This window comes from Aeromonas bivalvium, assembly GCF_000819765.1.
GTDB lineage: Bacteria > Pseudomonadota > Gammaproteobacteria > Enterobacterales > Aeromonadaceae > Aeromonas > Aeromonas bivalvium.
Window position 1 is genome coordinate 45,513 of the sequence record NZ_CDBT01000045.1, and the last position, 18,175, is coordinate 63,687.

The 18,175-nt window shown below is 61.6% G+C and carries 17 protein-coding genes and 1 riboswitch; of the genes, 9 read left to right on the forward strand and 8 right to left on the reverse strand.

All coding sequences use genetic code 11. From position 1 onward, the window contains the following. The 3 genes from BN1119_RS20140 to BN1119_RS20145 form a co-directional block, all read left to right on the forward strand. Positions 1 to 821 (forward strand): NUDIX hydrolase (locus BN1119_RS20140; protein ID WP_209434920.1); only part of this gene is annotated, 821 nt, incomplete at its 5' end. Continuing rightward, entirely contained in the window at positions 814 to 1,536 is a 723-nt protein-coding gene (locus BN1119_RS20505) for a hypothetical protein (protein ID WP_157438663.1), read from the forward strand. The genes BN1119_RS20140 and BN1119_RS20505, both read left to right, overlap by 8 nt. Next, positions 1,533 to 2,093: a dCTP deaminase gene (locus BN1119_RS20145; protein ID WP_084205470.1), complete on the forward strand. Its 561-nt coding sequence runs from the start codon at positions 1,533 to 1,535 to the stop codon at positions 2,091 to 2,093. The genes BN1119_RS20505 and BN1119_RS20145 overlap by 4 nt, the downstream gene beginning before the upstream one ends. Before the next feature lie 77 nt (positions 2,094 to 2,170). Here BN1119_RS20145 and BN1119_RS13430 read toward each other — a convergent pair whose 3' ends face one another. From BN1119_RS13430 to BN1119_RS13450, 5 genes are read right to left on the reverse strand one after another with little or no spacing between them, the layout of a single operon-like run. After that, the gene (locus BN1119_RS13430; protein WP_041998793.1) at positions 2,171 to 4,978 is read right to left on the reverse strand and encodes an FAD-binding and (Fe-S)-binding domain-containing protein; all 2,808 of its coding nucleotides are present in this window, start codon (positions 4,976 to 4,978) and stop codon (positions 2,171 to 2,173) included. Beyond that, positions 4,978 to 5,622 carry a LutC/YkgG family protein gene (locus BN1119_RS13435; protein WP_041998795.1) on the reverse strand — a complete coding sequence of 215 codons (645 nt, stop codon included), beginning with the start codon at positions 5,620 to 5,622 and terminating at the stop codon, positions 4,978 to 4,980. The genes BN1119_RS13430 and BN1119_RS13435 overlap by 1 nt, the downstream gene beginning before the upstream one ends. Before the next feature lies 1 nt (position 5,623). Beyond that, positions 5,624 to 7,060: a LutB/LldF family L-lactate oxidation iron-sulfur protein gene (locus tag BN1119_RS13440; protein WP_041998797.1), complete on the reverse strand. Its 1,437-nt coding sequence runs from the start codon at positions 7,058 to 7,060 to the stop codon at positions 5,624 to 5,626. Then, positions 7,053 to 7,829, reverse strand: coding sequence for a (Fe-S)-binding protein (locus BN1119_RS13445; protein ID WP_084205471.1), 777 nt, complete (start codon positions 7,827 to 7,829; stop codon positions 7,053 to 7,055). Before BN1119_RS13445 ends, BN1119_RS13440 begins: the two co-directional genes overlap by 8 nt. A 12-nt stretch (positions 7,830 to 7,841) precedes the next feature. Continuing rightward, complete coding sequence (locus BN1119_RS13450) at positions 7,842 to 9,539, reverse strand: L-lactate permease (protein WP_041998801.1); 1,698 nt, start codon at positions 9,537 to 9,539, stop codon at positions 7,842 to 7,844. Positions 9,540 to 9,602: 63 nt separating this feature from the next. On the opposite strand from BN1119_RS13450, the gene BN1119_RS13455 reads away from it, so the two are divergent. Continuing rightward, positions 9,603 to 10,580 (forward strand): LysR family transcriptional regulator, encoded by a 978-nt coding sequence (locus BN1119_RS13455; protein WP_084205472.1) that lies wholly within the window; start codon positions 9,603 to 9,605, stop codon positions 10,578 to 10,580. 15 nt (positions 10,581 to 10,595) lie between these two features. Here BN1119_RS13455 and BN1119_RS13460 read toward each other — a convergent pair whose 3' ends face one another. Beyond that, on the reverse strand, positions 10,596 to 11,390 hold the full coding sequence (locus BN1119_RS13460; RefSeq protein ID WP_041998807.1) for an alpha/beta fold hydrolase: 795 nt from the start codon (positions 11,388 to 11,390) through the stop codon (positions 10,596 to 10,598). 106 nt (positions 11,391 to 11,496) lie between these two features. Here BN1119_RS13460 and BN1119_RS13465 point away from each other — a divergent pair, with 106 nt between their 5' ends. Genes BN1119_RS13465 through BN1119_RS13475 form a run of 3 tightly spaced genes read left to right on the forward strand, consistent with a single transcriptional unit; the run spans position 11,497 to position 12,736 of the window. Continuing rightward, positions 11,497 to 11,853: an MmcQ/YjbR family DNA-binding protein gene (locus BN1119_RS13465; RefSeq protein WP_041998810.1), complete on the forward strand. Its 357-nt coding sequence runs from the start codon at positions 11,497 to 11,499 to the stop codon at positions 11,851 to 11,853. Continuing rightward, positions 11,850 to 12,365, forward strand: a complete 516-nt coding sequence (locus BN1119_RS13470) for a GNAT family N-acetyltransferase (RefSeq protein WP_041998813.1) — start codon at positions 11,850 to 11,852, stop codon at positions 12,363 to 12,365. The genes BN1119_RS13465 and BN1119_RS13470 overlap by 4 nt, the downstream gene beginning before the upstream one ends. A gap of 35 nt (positions 12,366 to 12,400) precedes the next feature. Next, positions 12,401 to 12,736, forward strand: a complete 336-nt coding sequence (locus tag BN1119_RS13475) for a DUF3802 family protein (protein WP_041998816.1) — start codon at positions 12,401 to 12,403, stop codon at positions 12,734 to 12,736. Positions 12,737 to 13,001: 265 nt separating this feature from the next. Here the strand turns inward: BN1119_RS13475 and msrA are convergent, their stop codons facing one another. Beyond that, on the reverse strand, positions 13,002 to 13,634 hold the full coding sequence (gene msrA, locus BN1119_RS13480; RefSeq protein WP_041998819.1) for a peptide-methionine (S)-S-oxide reductase MsrA: 633 nt from the start codon (positions 13,632 to 13,634) through the stop codon (positions 13,002 to 13,004). A 251-nt stretch (positions 13,635 to 13,885) separates the two neighbouring features. On the opposite strand from msrA, the gene argA reads away from it, so the two are divergent. Both argA and lysC read left to right on the forward strand, forming a co-directional pair. Further along, positions 13,886 to 15,214, forward strand: coding sequence for an amino-acid N-acetyltransferase (gene argA / locus BN1119_RS13485; protein WP_041998822.1), 1,329 nt, complete (start codon positions 13,886 to 13,888; stop codon positions 15,212 to 15,214). Positions 15,215 to 15,323: 109 nt separating this feature from the next. Further along, positions 15,324 to 15,549, forward strand: a riboswitch (Lysine riboswitch). Between the two features lie 86 nt (positions 15,550 to 15,635). Next, a complete protein-coding gene (lysC, locus tag BN1119_RS13490; RefSeq protein ID WP_041998825.1) occupies positions 15,636 to 16,988 on the forward strand; it encodes a lysine-sensitive aspartokinase 3 in 1,353 nt (450 codons plus the stop codon). Between the two features lie 65 nt (positions 16,989 to 17,053). Here the strand turns inward: lysC and BN1119_RS13495 are convergent, their stop codons facing one another. Further along, positions 17,054 to 18,130 carry a protein kinase family protein gene (locus BN1119_RS13495; protein WP_041998827.1) on the reverse strand — a complete coding sequence of 359 codons (1,077 nt, stop codon included), beginning with the start codon at positions 18,128 to 18,130 and terminating at the stop codon, positions 17,054 to 17,056. Between the last annotated feature and the right edge of the window lie 45 nt (positions 18,131 to 18,175).

An 18,175-nucleotide genomic window follows, 5' to 3' on the forward strand; every position in this document is an offset into this window, starting at 1 on the left:
GATTTGGAGTGGAGACAGACTCATCACAGTTATTTGACGGTATTTTACACAGTGTAGATAAATATCGCACTTCAAATGATTTTATTGAAACACTTAGACTAACTCCAGACGATATTATTAAGTTCGAAAATGAAATTTTATCAGAGTTGAGTTTATGGTTATTAGAACATGGTGTTATTCCCGACAACATATTATTAAATAAAGAAAAATTAATGACAAAAATTGATGATATAGATGCATCACTGTGGATTGACTCTATTATACAGGCCGTTCGCATTGCGAGGGATAATGTTAGGGTCAATTTAAATATCAAGCACCCAGATTCAGAAGATATCCACATAATAAAATATGATGATAAACAAGGTAATGGTATTTATGTGGGAACCAACTCAGAAGGAAAAGCCTATCACATCACAGTTGCAGCTATTCTTATACATGATGAAAAACTGCTTATGATAAAAAAAGCAGACCCTGCTTATGGACACAAATTTAGCATTATTGCAGGACATTTAGAAAATGGTGAAAGTCCATATGTTGCACTATTGCGTGAGGTGAAAGAAGAGTTAGGGATAACCCTAAGAGAATATATATTCATTAAGAAAGAAGTTGGTGTTCCAGACCTTTGTAGATATGGTTTAAGCTTGCATGATTGGTATGTATTTAGCTCAAGTGAATTTGTTGATATTAATAAAGTCGTTTATGACACATCGGAAATTGAACATCTTGAGTGGGTTTCGATAAAAGATTTAAATAGTGGTAAATATGACTTCACTCAAGGTTCATCGTTGATTTTAAAGGAATTAGGGTATATGCATGAATAAGGTAATCGTACGACTCCCAGGTGGTGGAAGAATAAAAAAGAAACCGGGAACTCAAGAGCTATCTTGGTGGGATTATCGAAACCACTACATTACCCCGGAATTATACTGCGACTTAAAAAACATAATTAATAGAAATGAAGGCTGTACTTTTTTTCTCATTTCGGGCGGTGTGGGTGCATTTCTTTATGCAGATTTATGCGACTCAATCTCATCACATGATGAAGTAGCATCTCAAATTGGCTGCAATGTGGTAAGTATGATGCACACTATATTGATTAGTAGTCTTGCTAAAAATGGAATTAAAGTTTCCCCTCATGAGGTTGATATAAACAAGGTCAATGAAGCTCAATCATCCAATCACTCATGTTATTTTGTCAAGCCTTGCATTAATATTATGTCAACGGATAGTCTTGCTGCACATACGGCTCATTTTATTAAGGCTGACATGATTGTCTATCTTAAAGAAGGAGCGCCAACTTATCACATTGGATTTGATGTCCCTATGAAAATAAACAAGTGGAAAATAGATGACATTAAATCAAAAGCAAATACATGCAATGGCAACTATATTATAGATGATGAGGCATTAAATATCATCAAGGAGAACTCGATAAAAACCATAATAACAAATCCAGATATGTTCTCTCACTTCAATCATAATATAGATAATTATGGTTTTGGTAGTTCCGATAATTACACAGAGGTAATTGTATGATTTTTTCAAGCAAAGATATCCTTGAGCACTTGGATAAAAACCACATTGTTATTTCAGGTTTCATTGAAGAATGCATGAGACCTTCAAGCTATTTATTAAGGATCGATAGTAAGCTTTTAAAAATGAAAAAATCAGGCTCTATAATTGACACTAAGTCAACAGATACCTCGTTGTTTTTTGATGAGGTGATAATGGATAATGATGGACTAGTTCTAAAGCCTGGTGATTTTGTCCTTGGTTCCTCTATAGAAAAGATATCATTAAACAGCTCTATTTGTGGGGATTTATACCAGTTATCTTGCTACGCAAGAATTGGCTTGAATATTAACTTCAGTTCATGTCATATAGCAGCTACATTTGGAGTGAATAAACCATCTTCAATTACATTCGAGATATCTAATCAATCTCAAAATGAAATAAAAATTTATCCTGGTGTAAAATTTTGCCATCTACGTTTCCATAAACACCTCACACCATCGACTCTATCATACACTGGTATTTATGCTGAGAAGGATGATGCAATGGCTTCAAACTTTGCAATAAAACCCGCCAAATAAATCGCATTGTGTTCGTTAAAAACTATTTCCAAATGCCAATACTACCCCAGTCTAATATATTCTACTGGGGTGGGTATTTATCTCGCCGCCTGATCCACCAGATAGAGAATGCTGTGATAGGGAATGCCAGCGTGCTGGCTGAGCCCCATTTCGCAGGTGCGGCTGTTGCTGAATCCCTGACGGCAATCCCTGGGTACCTGGGCGGGCAGGCTGGCAAGCGCCGCGGCGTTGAGCTCCGGGGTCATCAACCCCTTGTCGCCGGCAAAGCCGCAGCACTGGATATGCTCTGGCACTATCACCTCGCGGGCGCAGGCGCGGGCGACGCTGAGCATCGCCTCCCCCAGCCCCATGCGCCGGCTGCTGCAGGTGATATGGAGCATCACTGTCTCATCGATGGGGGTCAGCTCAAGGTGGGACAGCAGGTGTTCCAGCACAAAGGCGGAGGGCTCGAACACCCGCAGGCCCTTGCCGAGCGCCCCCGAGAGCAACCGCTGCACGCAGGGGCTGGTGTCGAGCAGCACGGGCCAGCGTCCCTGCTCGCTTGCCTGCCACAGGGCCTCGGCCAGCTCAGTACGCTTGGCCTGTGCCACCTCGCTCATCCCCTTGCTGTCATAGGGCATGCCGCAGCAGAGCCCCTCAACGCTCGCCGGCACTATGACCCGGCAACCCGCCTTCTTGAGCAGGGATTGCACCACGTCCGGCAGTGACGGGGCATCCTCCTGCTGGCCGAACACCCGGCTGGCGCAGGACGGCAGATAGACCACGGCGTGCTCCCCTCCAATGTCCTCGCTGGATCCGTCATGGCTCCCCTCCCCTTGCGACCACTGGTAACGGCTCGGCCCCGGCAGTGTGGGCAGCCAGGCGGGCGTGCGCTGGCCGCTGAGCTTGCGCACGCCTCCCACCAAGCCTGCCAGCGCCTTGTCTCCCAACACCTTACCGGCAATGCCCTTGAGGCCGAGGGCCCCGCGTGCCGTGCGGGTAACGCCGGCGAAGTGATCGGCGCTCCAGCGGGCGATGGGCACGAAGCGCTGGTATTTGTCAGTGCGCAGCTTCTTGATAAGACTGCCGGTGTTGATGCCCACCGGGCAGCGATCGGCGCAGAGCCCGGTCGCGGCGCAGGTCTCAATCCCCTGATAGTCAAACAGCCGGGCCAGCTCGCGGGAGGGTTCATCGGCACGATTGCGGCGGGCCAGTTCGCGATAGAGCACGATGCGCTGGCGCGGCGACAGCGACAGGGTGCGCGAGGGGCAGACCGCTTCGCAAAAGCCGCACTCGATGCACGGATCCACGATGGCATCGCTCGCCGGCATGGGCTTGAGGTGGGCCAGGTGGGCCTTGGGGTCGTCGTTGATGATGACGCCGGGATTGAGCAGGCCATCGGGGTCCAGCAGCGCCTTGATGCGCCGCATCAGCGCCATCCCCTCCGGCCCCCATTCGAGCTCCACATAGGGGGCCATGTTGCGGCCGGTGCCGTGCTCGGCCTTGAGCGACCCGCCAAAGCGCACCGCGACGAGTTCGGCCACCGCATCCATAAAGGCGCCGTAGCGGGCCACCTGGGCCGGATCATCGAACCCCTGGGTAAAGACGAAGTGCAGGTTCCCCTCCAGCGCGTGGCCGAAGATGATGGCTTCACCGTACTCGAAGCGATCGAACAGGGCTTGCAGCCCCGCCACCCCTTCCGCCAGACGTTCGATGGGAAAGGCGACATCCTCGATGATGACGGTGGTGCCCGTGGTGCGCACCGCCCCCACCGCCGGGAAGAGCCCCTTGCGAATGGCCCAGAGGCCGGCGCTGTCGGTAGTAAAGGGCACAGAGGCGACCTGAACGAACTCGGCAGCCATGGCCGTCACCTGCTCGCAGCGAGTCACCAGCTCCTCTTTCGATTCCCCATGCACCTCGACAAGCAGGGCGCAGGCAGCCAGGTCCAGGGTCTTGATAAAGTCCGGCAGGCCAGGCTTGCCCGCCACCGAGCGAAGGGATCGCCCATCCATCAGCTCCACCGCTGCCACCGGGGCACTTTTCAGGCGCGAGGTGGCCAGACAGGCCTGCTCGGCGTCCCGGAACACCAGCAGGGCCGAGGCCTTGTGGGGGTATTCGGGCACGGTATCGAGCACCACCTCGGCGATAAAGCCGAGGGTCCCCTCCGAGCCAATCATCAGGTGGGTGAGGATATCGACGGGGTCCTCATGGTCGAGCAGGGCATTGATGGCGTAGCCGGTGGTGTTCTTGAGCCGGTACTTGTGGCGGATCTTGGCGGCAAGTTCGGCGTTCGCCAGCACCTCGGCGCGCAGGGCGGCGAGCCCCGTGAGCAGCTCCGGGCGCCTGGCCGCAAAGGCGGCGCGGCTGTGGGGATCGCTGCTGTCCAGCACTGTGCCATCAGCCAGCAGCAGGGTCATGGCGTGCAATGTGTGATAGCTGTTGTGGGCGGTGCCGCAGCACATGCCGCTCGCGTTGTTGGCGGCGATGCCGCCCAGCTTGCAGGCGTTGATGGAGGCGGGATCCGGCCCAATCTTGCGGCCCAGAGGCGCCAGATAGCGGTTGGCATCGGCGCCGATCACCCCGGGTTGCAGGGCGATGCGCGCCCCCTCGTCCAGAATGCGGTGGCCACGCCAGCTGTCGGTCAGGGTGATGAGCACCGAATCGCTCAGGGCCTGGCCCGAGAGGCTGGTGCCGGCGGCGCGAAAGGTGCACGGCAAATTCAATTCGCGGCACACCCCCAGCACGAAGCGCACCTCATCGAGGGAGTCGAGGCGCACGATGCGCTCGGGCACCAGGCGGTAGAAGCTGGCGTCCGTGCCGTGGGCTAGGCGCAAATCCGGGTCGCTCACCAGCCGCTCCGGCGGGATGCGCGAGAGCACGGCGGCATCAAACTGGTTCCAAGGCATCAGCAATCCTCCACCAGCACCACCAGGAGGCGGCTCGGGCCATGGGCGCCGTAGGCCAGGGTCTGCTGGATATCGGCGGTCTTGGAGGGGCCGGAGACCAGCAGCAGATTGGTGGGCATGGCCTGCTGCCAGCGCCCGGCCGCCACCAGCCCCGCCAGGTTGTCGGTTATGGTGGAGGCCGCCAGCAGGGCGATATGGCAGGGGGGCACAAGCGAAATAGTGCGCGGCTCACCGTCATCCGGCAGCAACACGAGCGTCCCGGTATCGGCGATGGCCCCCGCGCAGTGGGTGATGCCCGCCTGACAGACGTCGAACAGCTCGTCCTTCCAGCCGGCAAACTCCTCCGTTGGGGTCAGCACCGAACGCCCGGCGCAGGCGACCTCGACCGTCGCCTGCCAGCGGCCCCCCTGGCCGCAGGCGAGGCGGGAGATCCCTTCCCCATCCAGCCAGGCGCTCAGTTCGCGGGCAAGGGTCGCTTCCTTGACGGTGAGGATCTCGGCGTGGCTGGCGGTGATCATGCCAAGAAAGCGCTCGCGCCGCGCGTTGTCATCCTCCCCGCACCAGGGCTGCCAGCCATGGGGGGCGTGGGCCATGGGGGTGGCGGCGCCGCGCAGGCGGCTTAATATGGCCTCTTTGCTCGACATTTCAGGACTCCTTCTTCTTCTGGCGCAGCAGGGCGTGCAGGCTCTGGGGGGCGGGTTTGGGGGCCTCGCGGCACTGGGTCCAGGGGCCCAGGTGTTTGGGCATCAAGCCCCGCAGGTGACCGGCCACACCGGTCGCGGCGTGATAGAGGCGCGGGTGGGTGGCGGCAAAGGCAAAGCCCTGCATGGCCAGCGTCTCGAGTCGGCTTCTGGCCGCCCCCTGCCCCGCCAGCGGTTCGTGGCCAGGCTGTGCCTCGTGCTTGGCCTCCCGGCGCAGGCGCTGCAGCATGTCGGGAATGGGGATGCGCACCGGGCACACCTCGCCGCAGGCGCCGCACAGGCTGGACGCGGTCACCAGATCCTGGGTGCTGTCAAGCCCCAGCAGGTGGGGGGAGATGATTTTGCCGATGGGGCCCGGGTAGATGGTGCCGTAGGCGTGACCGCCGATGCGGGTGTAAACCGGGCAGTGGTTCATGCAGGCACCGCAGCGGATGCACTGCAATGTCTTGCGCAGCTCCTCGTCCCGATAGGCCTGGCTGCGGCCGTTGTCGAGCAGCACCAGGTGCACCTCGTCCGGGCCGTCCAGCTCCCCTGCCCGGCGCGGGCCGCTGATGACGTTGAAATAGGTGGTGATGGCCTGCCCGGTGGCCGAGCGGGTCAGGGCGCTGTAGAGGGGCGGCACGTCGGATAGGAACTCCACCACCTTCTCGATGCCGGTGATGGCCACGTGGACCTTGGGCACAGTGGTGCACATGCGCCCGTTGCCCTCGTTTTCCACCAGACACAGGCTGCCGGTCTCCGCCACCGCGAAGTTCACCCCCGAGAGCCCCATGCCGGCGCGGCGAAACTCTTCGCGCAGGGCCCGCCGCCCGGTCTGGATCAGGGTGTCCACGTCGGTGGTAGGGGTGAAGCCTTCCAGGTGATGGGCGAAGGTGTCGCTCACCTCCTGCTTGTTCTTGTGGATGGCGGGCATGATGATGTGGGACGGGGTGTCGCCGTCGAGCTGGACGATAAACTCCCCCATGTCGCTCTCAAGGCAGCGGATGCCGTGGCGCGCCATCTCGTGGTTGAACCCCACCTCCTCGCTCACCATGGACTTGCCCTTGACGATGCTGCTCACCCCATGTTGCTGGGCGATGCGAAGGATGATGGCGTTGGCCTCATCCGGCGTCTGGGCCCAGTGCACCCGGATGCCGTTTCGCTCGCAGCTGGCTTCTAGCTGCTCCAGCAGTTCCGGCAGGCGCGAGAGGCAGCGCTGGCGGATCTGTTCGGCGGCATCGCGCACCGCCGCTTCTTCGACGGGGTCGGCGAAGGCGTCGCGGCGCTTGGCGCGCAGGTAATCCATGGCGCCGCGAAAATTCTGGCGCAGCACGGGATCGGCCAGAGCCGCCTCGGCCTGGGGATGGAAGCGGCGCGGCGAATACTTGGCGTGATCACTCATGATGGGCACCCTCTTTTGCGGATACCGGCTCGCTGTGGGCGAGCAGGAAACTGGCCAGATGGGTGGCGGGGAGCGTCTTGCCCTGATAGGCCAGGGATCCCTTGATGTTGAGCAGGCACCCCCAGTCGGCGCTCACCAGGGTATGGGCGCCGGTGGCCAGCAGGTGGCGGGTCTTGTCTTCGACCATGGCCTGGCTGATGTGGGGGTGGCGCACCGAGAAGGTGCCGCCAAAGCCGCAGCACTCGCTCTCGTAGGCCTGCTCATGCAAGGTCACGCCACCCAGCTGCCCCAGCAGGCTGCGGGCCGTGGTGTGTACCTGCATCTCGCGCCGGGCCGAGCAGGAGGTGTGCATGACGATGCTCGCCTCCCCCACCGCGCGCCAGCGCACCCGGCAGACCCGGGCCAGAAACTCGGTCAGCTCGAACACCCGCTCGCAAAACGCTGCCACCTCGGGGCTCTCGGGAAAGAGGCGACGGTAGTGATGGTGCATCATGCCGCCGCAGGAGCCCGACAGCACCACCACCGGCCAGGGCTCGGGGAAGAGCGCCATCTGGCTTTGGGCCACCTTGCGCGCCTCCTCCTCGTGACCCGAGGTGTAGGCCGGCTGCCCACAGCAGGTCTGCTTCTCGACAAAGTGAACCCTTATCCCTTCCCGCTCGATCAGGGCGATGGCATCGAGCCCCGCCACCGGGTCAAACAGGTCCACCAGACAGGTGGCGTAGAGATAGACATCGGCCGGCTTGGCCGGATAGACCCGCATTACCTTCATCACTTGCTCTCCTTACTTGAGCTGCAGCAGTGCGTCCGAGACGTGGAAGCTGTACATGAGCGCCAACCCGATCAGGCCGGTGGCCAGCAGGTAGTAGAGGGTCGGCAGCGCCGTCTTGCGCAGCGTCGCCCCCTCACGGCCGAGCAGCCCCACGGTGGCGGAGGCCGCCACCACGTTGTGGATGGCGATCATGTTGCCAGCCGCCGCCCCCACCGCCTGCAGGGCCAGCATGGCGGCGGTGGAGACCCCCAGGGTCTGGGCCACCTCGAACTGAAACTGGCTGAACATCATGTTAGACACAGTATTCGAGCCGGCGATAAAGGCCCCCAGCGCGCCGATTGTGGCGCTGAGCGCCGGGAAGAACTCCCCCACCAGCCCGGCGGCAAAGTTGGCGGTGGTCACCGGCATGCTGGCGAGATCCGCCCCGTTGACCCCGGAGTTGATGAAGATGCGCACCATGGGCACGGTGAAGATCAGCACGAAGCCGGCGCCGATCAGGGTGCGGCTCGACTCCCCCAGCGCGCGGCCGAGGGGCGCCAGGGCGCGGGCCTGAATGAGGGTGGCGAGCAGGGCGCAGAGCACCAGCAGGCCCCCCGGCAGGTAGAGCGGCTCAATGGAGGCGCTGACCCCCTTCTCCCCCAGCAGATCGGTGAAGGCGAGACTCACCGACAACAGGCTTGCCTTGAATTCCGGGCTCACCCGGCTCGCCACCAACAGGAGCGCCAGCGCCACATAGGGGAGCCAGGCCAGCATGAGCGACATGGGGCGGCCGGCAGCCTCTTTGAGATCGAGCTTCAAGGAGCCCAGCCACTCGGCGGGCCACTCTTTCTCGGGGGCGAAATCCCAACTGTTTTTTGGCACCAGAAAGCCGCGCCGCGCCGCCGTCACCACCAGGGCCAGCCCCACCAGGCCGCCGATGAGGGACGGGAACTCGGGGCCAAGCAGCATGCCGGTCAGGGCATAGGGGACGGTGAAGGCGAGCCCGGCGAAAATAGCGAAGGGCAGGATGGAGAGCCCCTCGGTCCAGCTGCGGTTGCGACCGAAGAAGCGGGTCAGCATCATCACCATCAGCACCGGCATCAGGGTGCCGACGGTGGCGTGAATGAGGGCCACGTTGGTGGTCACCTGTTGCAGGTAGATATCCCAGCTGCTGCCCCCGGCGCTCAGGGTATGGCCGATGGCCTGGTTATCCAGCCCCTTGTTGATCCCCACCAGGATGGGGGTGCCTACCGCACCGAACGACACCGGGGTGGACTGGATCATCATGCCAAGCAGCACGGCGGCCAGCGCCGGGAAACCGATGGCCACCAGCAGGGGGGCGGCGATGGCGGCCGGGGTGCCAAAGCCCGAGGCCCCTTCGATAAAGGCGCCGAAGCACCAGGCGATGATGATGGCCTGGATGCGCCTGTCCGGCGAGATGTTGGTAAAACCGCCGCGAATGGCGGTGATGGCGCCTGTGTGTTTGAGGGTGTTGAGCATCAGGATGGCGCCGAACACTATCCAGAGCACGGTCACCGTGATCACCAACCCTTGCAGGGTGGAGGCAAACACCCGGGTCGGGCTCATCTGCCAGCCCCACAGGGCGATGAATACGGTCAGGATAAAGGCGATGGGCATGGCGCGCTTGGCGGGCCAGTTGAGGCCGACCAGCAGCACGGCGGCCACCAGGATCGGCGAGAAGGCCACCAGGGCCAACAGGGTGTCTGTCATCATTGCATCCTTGTCCAGAGGTCGTGCGACGTGCGCACCTTGTTGTTGTTTTGTTAAGCGAACGTGACCTTACCCTGTTCCTTTTTCGCGATATATGGAAATAATGAACAACATTCATTCCAAAAGTTGATCAATATGGCCAGCACCGACGACCTCATCCTCTTCGCCCAGGTGGTGGAGGCAGGCTCCTTCAGCAAGGTGGCGGAGCAGAATTCCCTGACAAATTCAGTGGTTAGCAAACGGATCGGGCGTCTTGAAGAGGAGCTCGGGGTGCAGCTGCTCTATCGCACCACCCGCAGGCTCACCTTGAGCGAGGCGGGCAAGGAGCTCTATCAGGGTGCCAAAAATGTGAAGGCCGCCGCACTGGACGCCTTCGACGCGGTGGCGGGATTTGGTGAAAAGGTGAGCGGTCATGTGCGCATGTCGGTGCCCACCATCTCCGGCGAGCTCTTGCTGGCCGACGCCGTGGCCGATTTCTGCCAGCAGCACCCGGGGCTCACGGTGGAGATGTCCCTGGACAACCGCTTCGTCAATCTGGTGGAAGAGGGGTTCGACCTGGTGATCCGCACCGGCTATCTGGATGATTCCAGCCTGATAGCCCGCCACATCCTCGACTCCCAGTGGGTCATCTGCGCCGCCCCCGCCTATGTGCGCCGCTTCGGCGCGCCCCACGAGCCATCGGATTTGCTCACCCACAACTGCCTGCGCTACGCCTACCAGAGTACGGGAGCCTCGGAGTGGGCCTTCAAGGGGGAGGACGGCAACTATCTGTTGTCGGTGTCGGGGAGCTTTTCAACCGATAACGCCGGGGCCCTTCGCAAGGCGGCGCTGGGGGGACGCGGCATCGTCTATGTGCCGCGCTGTCTGGTCTATCACGATCTGATGAATGGCGAGCTGGTGGATCTATTTCCCGACCGGGTGGGCAAGAAGCTCGGCATCTATGCCGTCTACCCCTTCACCCGCCAGCCACCGCGCAAGATAAGGCTGCTCATCGAGCATATCCGCCAGCGTTATCTGGAGATTGGCCACTACTTCATTTGAGGCCCCTGGCGGGCCTCAGCGAGCGGGCGAGGCCGCCTGACGGGAGAGAAACGCCAGGGACTGGCGGTTGAAGTGATCCGGCTGCTCCACGTTGCAGACGTGGCCGCATTTTTCGATGATCTCAAGGCGGCTGTAAGGGTCGCGGGCCACCTGCTCGCGCACCGGGGCGAGGAACATGTGATCCTCCTCCCCCATCACGTAGAGGGTGGGAATGGGCAGGGCCCGCTCGCGAAAATAACGCATAAGAGGGTTCACCTCGGTGGCGAGACGGAACCAGCGCTTGAACTCCTTCTGGCACAGCTTTCTGGCCTCGCGCACGAAGAGGTTGCGGGACTCCTGATGGTGCTGGCGCGGCATGATGATGAAGGCGAACAGGCGGTAGAGCCACATGTAGGGCAGGAAGTGCTGGCCGAGGCGGCCAAGCTGCACCAGCACCCGGGAGCGGATGTCGAGGCGCAGGATGGCGCCGCCGAGCACCATGCTCTTGACCCGCTCGGGGCAGAGCTCGGCCAGGTGGCGAATGAGGATGGTGCCAAGGGAGATGCCGACAAAGTGGGCATGGGGAATGCGCAGGTGATCCAGCAGGCGCAGTATGTCCTCGGTCACCGCCCGAAAGCTGTAGTGCCCCTTCACCACCTGTTGCAGTTGGTTGGACTGGCCGTGACCGCGAAGGTCGAGCAGCAGCACGTTGAAGTGCTCCCGGTAGGCCCGCAACTGCTTGAACCAGATGGAGGAGCTGCCGCCCGCGCCGTGCACGAACACCACCCAATCCCGATCGGGACCCAGTTCAAAGGTCTTGTGGTACAACATCTCATGGGCTCCCGGGGTGATGGGGGGTATACTCGGCGCGCATGTTAACAGAAGGCTCACCCCGGTGAACATGCTTCCACCATGATCGGACCAGAGCGGAGTCCCCATGACACTCGTTCAATTGCGTGAATTTTTGCTCAGCCAGCCCGGCGCCACCGAGGACACCCCCTTCGGCCCCGAGATCCTGGTCTACCGCATCGCCGGCAAGATGTTCGCCCTGGTGGACTGGCAGGCAGAACCCCTTTCCATCAACCTCAAGTGCGAGCCGGAGTTGGCGCTTTTGCTGCGGGAGATCCACCCCGAGGTCAAACCCGGCTGGCACATGAACAAGCAGCACTGGAACACGGTGACCCTGAGTGAAGGCCTGTCTGACGATCTCTGGCAGGGCTGGATAGTCCACTCCTATGAGCGGGTGGTGGCGGGTCTGCCCAGGGCGAAGCGGCCCCAGGCGGTCAAACCATGAGGGGGCGCCCGCCACTGGCCCCCCGCTGCGAGCCCCTGGCCGCAGCGCACATCCCCCGCCTCGCCGACTTGTTCGAACGGGCGGTGCGCCAGCTCGGCCCAGAGCACTACAGCCCGGCCCAGGTGGAACAGTGGGCCCGGGGGGCCCATCACCCCGGCTTCGCCGATCAGTTGCAGACCCATTACGGCTGGGTGCTGGCCCAGGGGGATGCCCTGATTGGCTTCATCACCCTGAGTCCGAATGGCCATCTGGGCCTGCTCTATGTCGCCCCCGAGTGGGGCAGACAAGGAGTGGCCAGCCTGCTGATCCATCGCCTGATCGCCGAGGCCCGCGCCCTGGGTCTGACCAGGATCGACACTGAGGCAAGCCTGCTGAGTTATCCCCTGTTCCTGCGCCACGGTTTCGTCCTGGACGGCCTGGAGCAGGTGAGCCGGGGCGGCGTCGGCTTCACTCGCCATCGCCTGCACCTCTCCCTTGACGACGCCCCTTGCCAAGCTGACGGCAGCCACTAGAATACGCCCTGATTTTTTCGATGAGGTAGCACCCCATGGTGGTTGAGAGTGACGGCTATATAGCGCTGATTGAGTATTTGGTTGAACGGCTCAGCCTGTTTGAAGGCCATCAGTCCGGTCAGGGCGAGCTGACCATAGAGGATCTGGTGAGCAGCCGGGTCGCCAACAGCCTGATGACCCTGTGCGAGCAGAACCCCCAGCTCGATGCCAAGTTGCGCTTCGTGATGATGCAGGAAGCCGACGCCGTGGTCGCGGATCTGGAGGAGGTGCTCTCCGCCGTCTGGCTCCAGGCCCCGACCGAGCAGCAGCACGCCTTCCTGAACGAATTCATCGACCTCATCAAGAACCTGTTCGACAGCGCCATCCACTGATCTTCCCCGATCCAATAGCCCCAGCCGCGGCGCATGATGCCCGCCGCATGGATGGCGACGCCGCCCGGGGGTCGGAGAGCAGAAATGAGAAGGGCCGCCCCTTGAGGGCGGCCCCGCTTGCTATCATGGTTGGGAGGCTCATCATGTGTCTGGCATCGCCGCCATCCTTGGCTGCTAACTAGTTAGTCCACGCCTTCCCGGCCAAGTTCCGCTTTGTTGCCCATTTTTTTCAACTTATTTTGCTGCCAGCACCAAGCGGCGCCAACTAGCGCGCCAGACTGGGGGGCAGGCAGACCCCTATGCCACCGAGGCCGCAATAGCCTTCCGGATTTTTATGCAGATACTGCTGATGGTAATCCTCTGCATAGTAGAAGGGCGCCAGCGGCCTTATCTCGGTGGTGATGGTGCGCGGGTCGCCGCTGGCGGCCATGGCACTCTGGTAGGCGACCAGGCTCGCCTGGGCCAGGGCCTGCTGCTCCTCGTCGCCACAGAAGATGACGGAGCGGTACTGGGTACCCAGATCCCCGCCCTGGCGCATGCCCTGAGCCGGATCATGGTGCTCCCAGAACAGGCGCAGCAGCTCGCCGTAGGAGATGACCTTGGGGTCGAACACCAGCTGCACCGTCTCGGCGTGGCCGGTCTGGCCGCTGCACACCTCCTGGTAGCTGGGGTTCGGGGTATGGCCCCCCTGATAACCGGCCGCACTCGAATAGATGCCGGCCTGCTGCCAGAACAGGCGCTCCACCCCCCAGAAACACCCCATGCCAAACCAGGCCAGCGCCAGCCCCTCGGGCCAGGGCCCCTGGGTCGGGTGGCCGTTGACAGCGTGCAGCTGACCAATGACCATGGGCTCATCGCGCCCGGGAAGGGCCTGTTCGGCACTCAATATCGCTTCCATTGACTCATCCTTAAATAGCGGGTCCAGCCCGTGACATCGGCAAGAAGGGTGAAGATAAGGAGTTTGCCCCGCCGGATCAACCGCCCTGCTCCCTCAAGGTGGCGAGTCATGACCTCGTCATCTCGGACCATCAGACTCCCGGGGCTAGGTCGTGACGGCAACAAATCGCGCCAAATCAATATTTAGTCTTGATTTGTGAATTTATTTTCATATATTGGGCCCATTGCTGTTTTTTTATGGATGAATCTCGAGTGCGTGAACGTGAACCCAGCCTGGTCCATGCCTTTCGGCAGTCCACCCCCTATGTCAACGTGCACAGGGGTGCCACCTTCGTGCTGATGATGGGAGGGGAGTCCATCGCCCATCCCAACTTTGCCAACATCGTCAGTGACATCGCCCTGCTCCAGACACTCGGGATCCGCCTGGTACTGGTATTTGGTGCCCGTCCCCAGAACGACGAGGCCCTGTCCCGCGCCGGCATCGAGGCCCATTACCACAAACGAGTCCGGGTCACCGACGACCCCAGCTTCGCCCTCATCAAGCAGGTGAGCGGCGGCCTGCAATTCGACATCACCGCCAAGCTCTCCATGGGGCTGGCCAACACTCCCATGCAGGGGGCCCGCATCAGCGTGGTGAGCGGCAACTTTGTCACCGCCCAGCCCCTGGGGATAGACGATGGGGTCGACTACTGCCACAGCGGCCGGGTCCGTCGCATCGACGTGGAGGGGATAGTGCGCCAGCTCGATCAGCAGAACCTGGTGCTCGTCTCCCCCATCGGCTGCTCGGTCACCGGGGAGAGTTTCAATCTCACCTCGGAAGAGGTGGCCAGACGCATCGCCGTGGATCTCAAGGCCGACAAGCTGATCTGCTTCAGCAGTACCCAGGGGGTGCTGGACAGACAGGGCCACGCCATCTCCGAGCTCTTCCCCGAGCAGGCGGAGGAGCTGCTGGTGGCGCTGGAGCAGGCGGGGGAAGAGATGTCCGGCACCGCCCGCTACCTGCGGGCGGCCATCGCCTCCTGCCGCGGCGGCGTGCCCCGCTCCCACCTGGTGAGTTATCAGGAAGACGGCGCCATGCTGCAGGAGCTGTTCAGCCGCGAGGGGCTGGGGACCCAGATAGTGCGCGAGAGCGCCGAACGGGCCCGCGCCGCCACCATAGAGGACATAGGCGGCATCCTGGATCTCATTCGCCCCCTGGAGGAGGAAGGGATCCTGGTGCGCCGCTCCCGGGAGCAGCTGGAGATGGAGATCGACAAGTTCACCATCATAGAGCGGGACGGCCTCATCATCGGCTGCGCGGCCCTCTACTGCTTCATGGAGGAGGCCATGGCCGAGATGGCCTGCGTCGCCATTCACCCCGAGTACCGCAACTCCAACCGGGGCGACCAGCTGGTGGCCAAGGTGGCGGAGCGGGCCAAACGGCTCGGCATCCGCCAGCTGTTCGTGCTCACCACCCGCTCCATCCACTGGTTCAGGGAGCGGGGCTTCGAGCCCCTGGAGGTCGAGGCCCTGCCGGTGGCGCGCCAGCGGCTCTACAACTGGCAGCGTCGCTCCAAGGTTTTGTCAAAGACTATTTTTTAAGCTATTGATTTTGCGCTGCCTTCGACCAGAAACTGAACTTTTTTCGAAACTCGATTGACAGTGCAATCCAACGCGGGTTATTTCTAACTGCACTCCACCCCCAGCGGGTGGAGCCAGAAGAGGAGCGTTGCCCAGGTAGATCGGAGCAGGACACCAGAGTCCCATGATGCCGATTGAGGGGGAGCAGCGCCGAGACGGACGAGGAGCCTGGTATCCTCACCGTCGGCCGCGGGGGCTGAATCCCCCGGGTTGTCATCGGTAGTGTCTATCCACTACCCGGGCCAGATCCTGGCCGGGTACTGGATGGGCTCTGCAGGTGGAGCGCTTCTGGCCGGGATCCTTCGTCATTCCTGCCATTTTCTGCCCTCCCCTGTCTCTTTGCCCCATGGATCCGGATATTTGATATAGACAGGAGTATGCAATGAGCCCTTTCAACGTCGCCAAGTTTGGCGGAACCAGCGTCGCCAATGCCGCCGCCATGAACAACTGCGCCAACATAGTGCTGGCCAACCCGGCAACCCGGCTGGTGGTGCTGAGCGCAAGCTCGGGGGTCACCAACCTGCTGGTGGCCCTGGCCCAGGGCGAACTCGATGAAGGGGAGCGCGAGGCTCAGCTCGGCAAATTGACCGAGATCCAGCAGGGCATACTGCAGGATCTCGGCCAGCCGGCCGACACCGCCGCCATCATCCACGGTCTGCTCGGCGACATTCGCAAGATGGCGCTGCAAGCCACCCAGCAGACAGATGCAGAATTGGCCGATCGCCTGATCGCCTGTGGCGAGCTGATGTCCACCCGGCTCTTTACCGAACTCCTGTGCCAGCGGGGCGTCAAGGCCCAGTGGCAGGATGCGCGCCAGCTGCTGCGCACCGACAGCCGCTTTGGCAAGGCCAGCGTGGATCTCGCTGCCAGCCGCACCCTCTGCCAGCAGGCTCTGGGTCCCCTGCTCGGTGACACCCTCATCATCACCCAGGGCTTCATCGGCGCCGATGGCGATGGCCGCACCACCACCCTGGGCCGCGGCGGCTCCGACTACAGCGCCGCCCTCCTTGCCGAGGCCCTGGATGCCACCGCCATCGAGATCTGGACCGACGTCCCCGGCATCTACACCACGGATCCGCGCCTGGTCAGCCGCGCCCGCCCCATCCCGGAGATCAGCTTCGTGGAAGCGGCGGAGATGGCCACCTTCGGCGCCAAGGTGCTGCATCCGGCCACCCTGCAACCCGCGGTGCGCCGGGACATTCCCGTGTTTGTCGGCTCCAGCAAGGATCCGGCGGCAGGGGGCACCTGGATCCGCGCCACCACCCAGAGCAGCCCGTTGTTTCGCGCAGTGGCCCTGCGCCGCCAGCAGGTGCTGGTGACCCTGCACAGCCTCAACATGTTCCACGCCTACGGCTTCCTGGCCGAGGTGTTCGGCATCCTGGCCCGCCACCGCATCTCGGTGGATCTCATCACCACCTCGGAGGTGAGCGTGTCGCTGACCCTGGATCACACCGGCAGCCAGAGCAATGGCGAGCCCATCCTGGGCGACAAGGTGCTGGCGGAGCTGGGCCAGCTGTGCAAGGTGAAGGTGGAGACGAACCTGGCGCTGGTGGCCCTCATCGGCAACCGGATGAGCGAGGCCGCCGGGGTGGGCAGCCGGGTATTCGACGCCATGCGCGAGCACAACATCCGCATGATCTGTTACGGCGCCAGCGCCCACAACCTCTGCTTCCTGGTGCAAGAGAGCGAGGCAGGCGAGATAGTCAATCGCCTGCACCAGGAGCTGCTCGACTGAGCGGCCAGCGGTCACTGCAGCAAAGAGGGCGCCCCGGGCGCCCTCTGTCGTGTCTGGTCCCCGGATCAGGCCGGTGCCGGGCTCAGCTGCCACTCCCTGGCCTGCTCACGCCAGCGAGCCAGCTCCTCGAGCAGCTGGGACTGGCTCATCCCCCCCAGCTGCGCGCCCTCGGCCAGCTCCTCATAGAGATGGCGCAGGGCATGTTCCAGCCAGTCGAGTCGCCTCAGGGTCAGGGGGCCGCAGCTCTTGCCGCCCAGATCGTCCAGCACGTCCAGGCGATGGCTGCGATACATGTCCTTGAGCCAGTTTGCCGCCAGCGCCTCCTCGCCGCTCAGGGCGGTGCGCCACTCGCCGGCGAGCCCTTCCAGCCTCGCCAGCACGGGGTCACAGGCCCCCTCCCGGCTCAGACGCGCCAGCTCCTGCTCGGCCCAGGCCAGGGTGAGGCGTCGCCAGCAGGCAAACTGCGCCAGCGGATTGACCTCGTCGAGCCAGAGCCCGGACAGGGTGCGGGTCTCGAGACGCTCCACCACATGAAACTCGGGGTCGCACAGGCCGTTGGAGTTGAACTCGAAGCGGGGATCGAAGGGCCAGGTGTAACCGAAATCGAACAGGCTGATCTGCTGGCCGTCGTCGAGCAGGTTGCCCGGGCTCGGATCCCAGTCAAACCAGCCCCAGCGGGCCAGCTCGGCCTCGGCCGCCAGCATCTGGGCCAGGTTGCGCTCGCAGAGGGTGCGCACCGGCTCGCCCCGCAGCCAGGGGGAGAGCAGGATCCCGGCCCGGGCCGAGCCGAAGCTGGTGCAGACCACATTGGGCAGCAGGGTGGGATGCAGCTCGCGCAGGGCCTCTATCTCCCGCCGGCGTTCGAGCTCGGTGAGAAAGGCGGTCTGACCATCGGGATTGGCGACCCGGGAGACGGCGCGCCTGCGCTTGAGACACCAGTGATGGCCCTCGACCTTGAGGTGAAACACCTGGGCGCTGAGGCCGCCATCGTGGAGCGCGATCACGGCAGGATGCCCCTCCCCCAGGCTCTGCAACTGGGCGAGGGAGAGGGGGCAATCGCGCTCGCGGCCAACCCGTATCTCGTCGTTGCGCTGCAACATCGCTAGTAGTCTCGCCTGGCGTCCGGCAACTTTAGGATTCATTACAGTCTCCCCCATTCGTTATTGAGAGAGTAAACATCGCCCCCG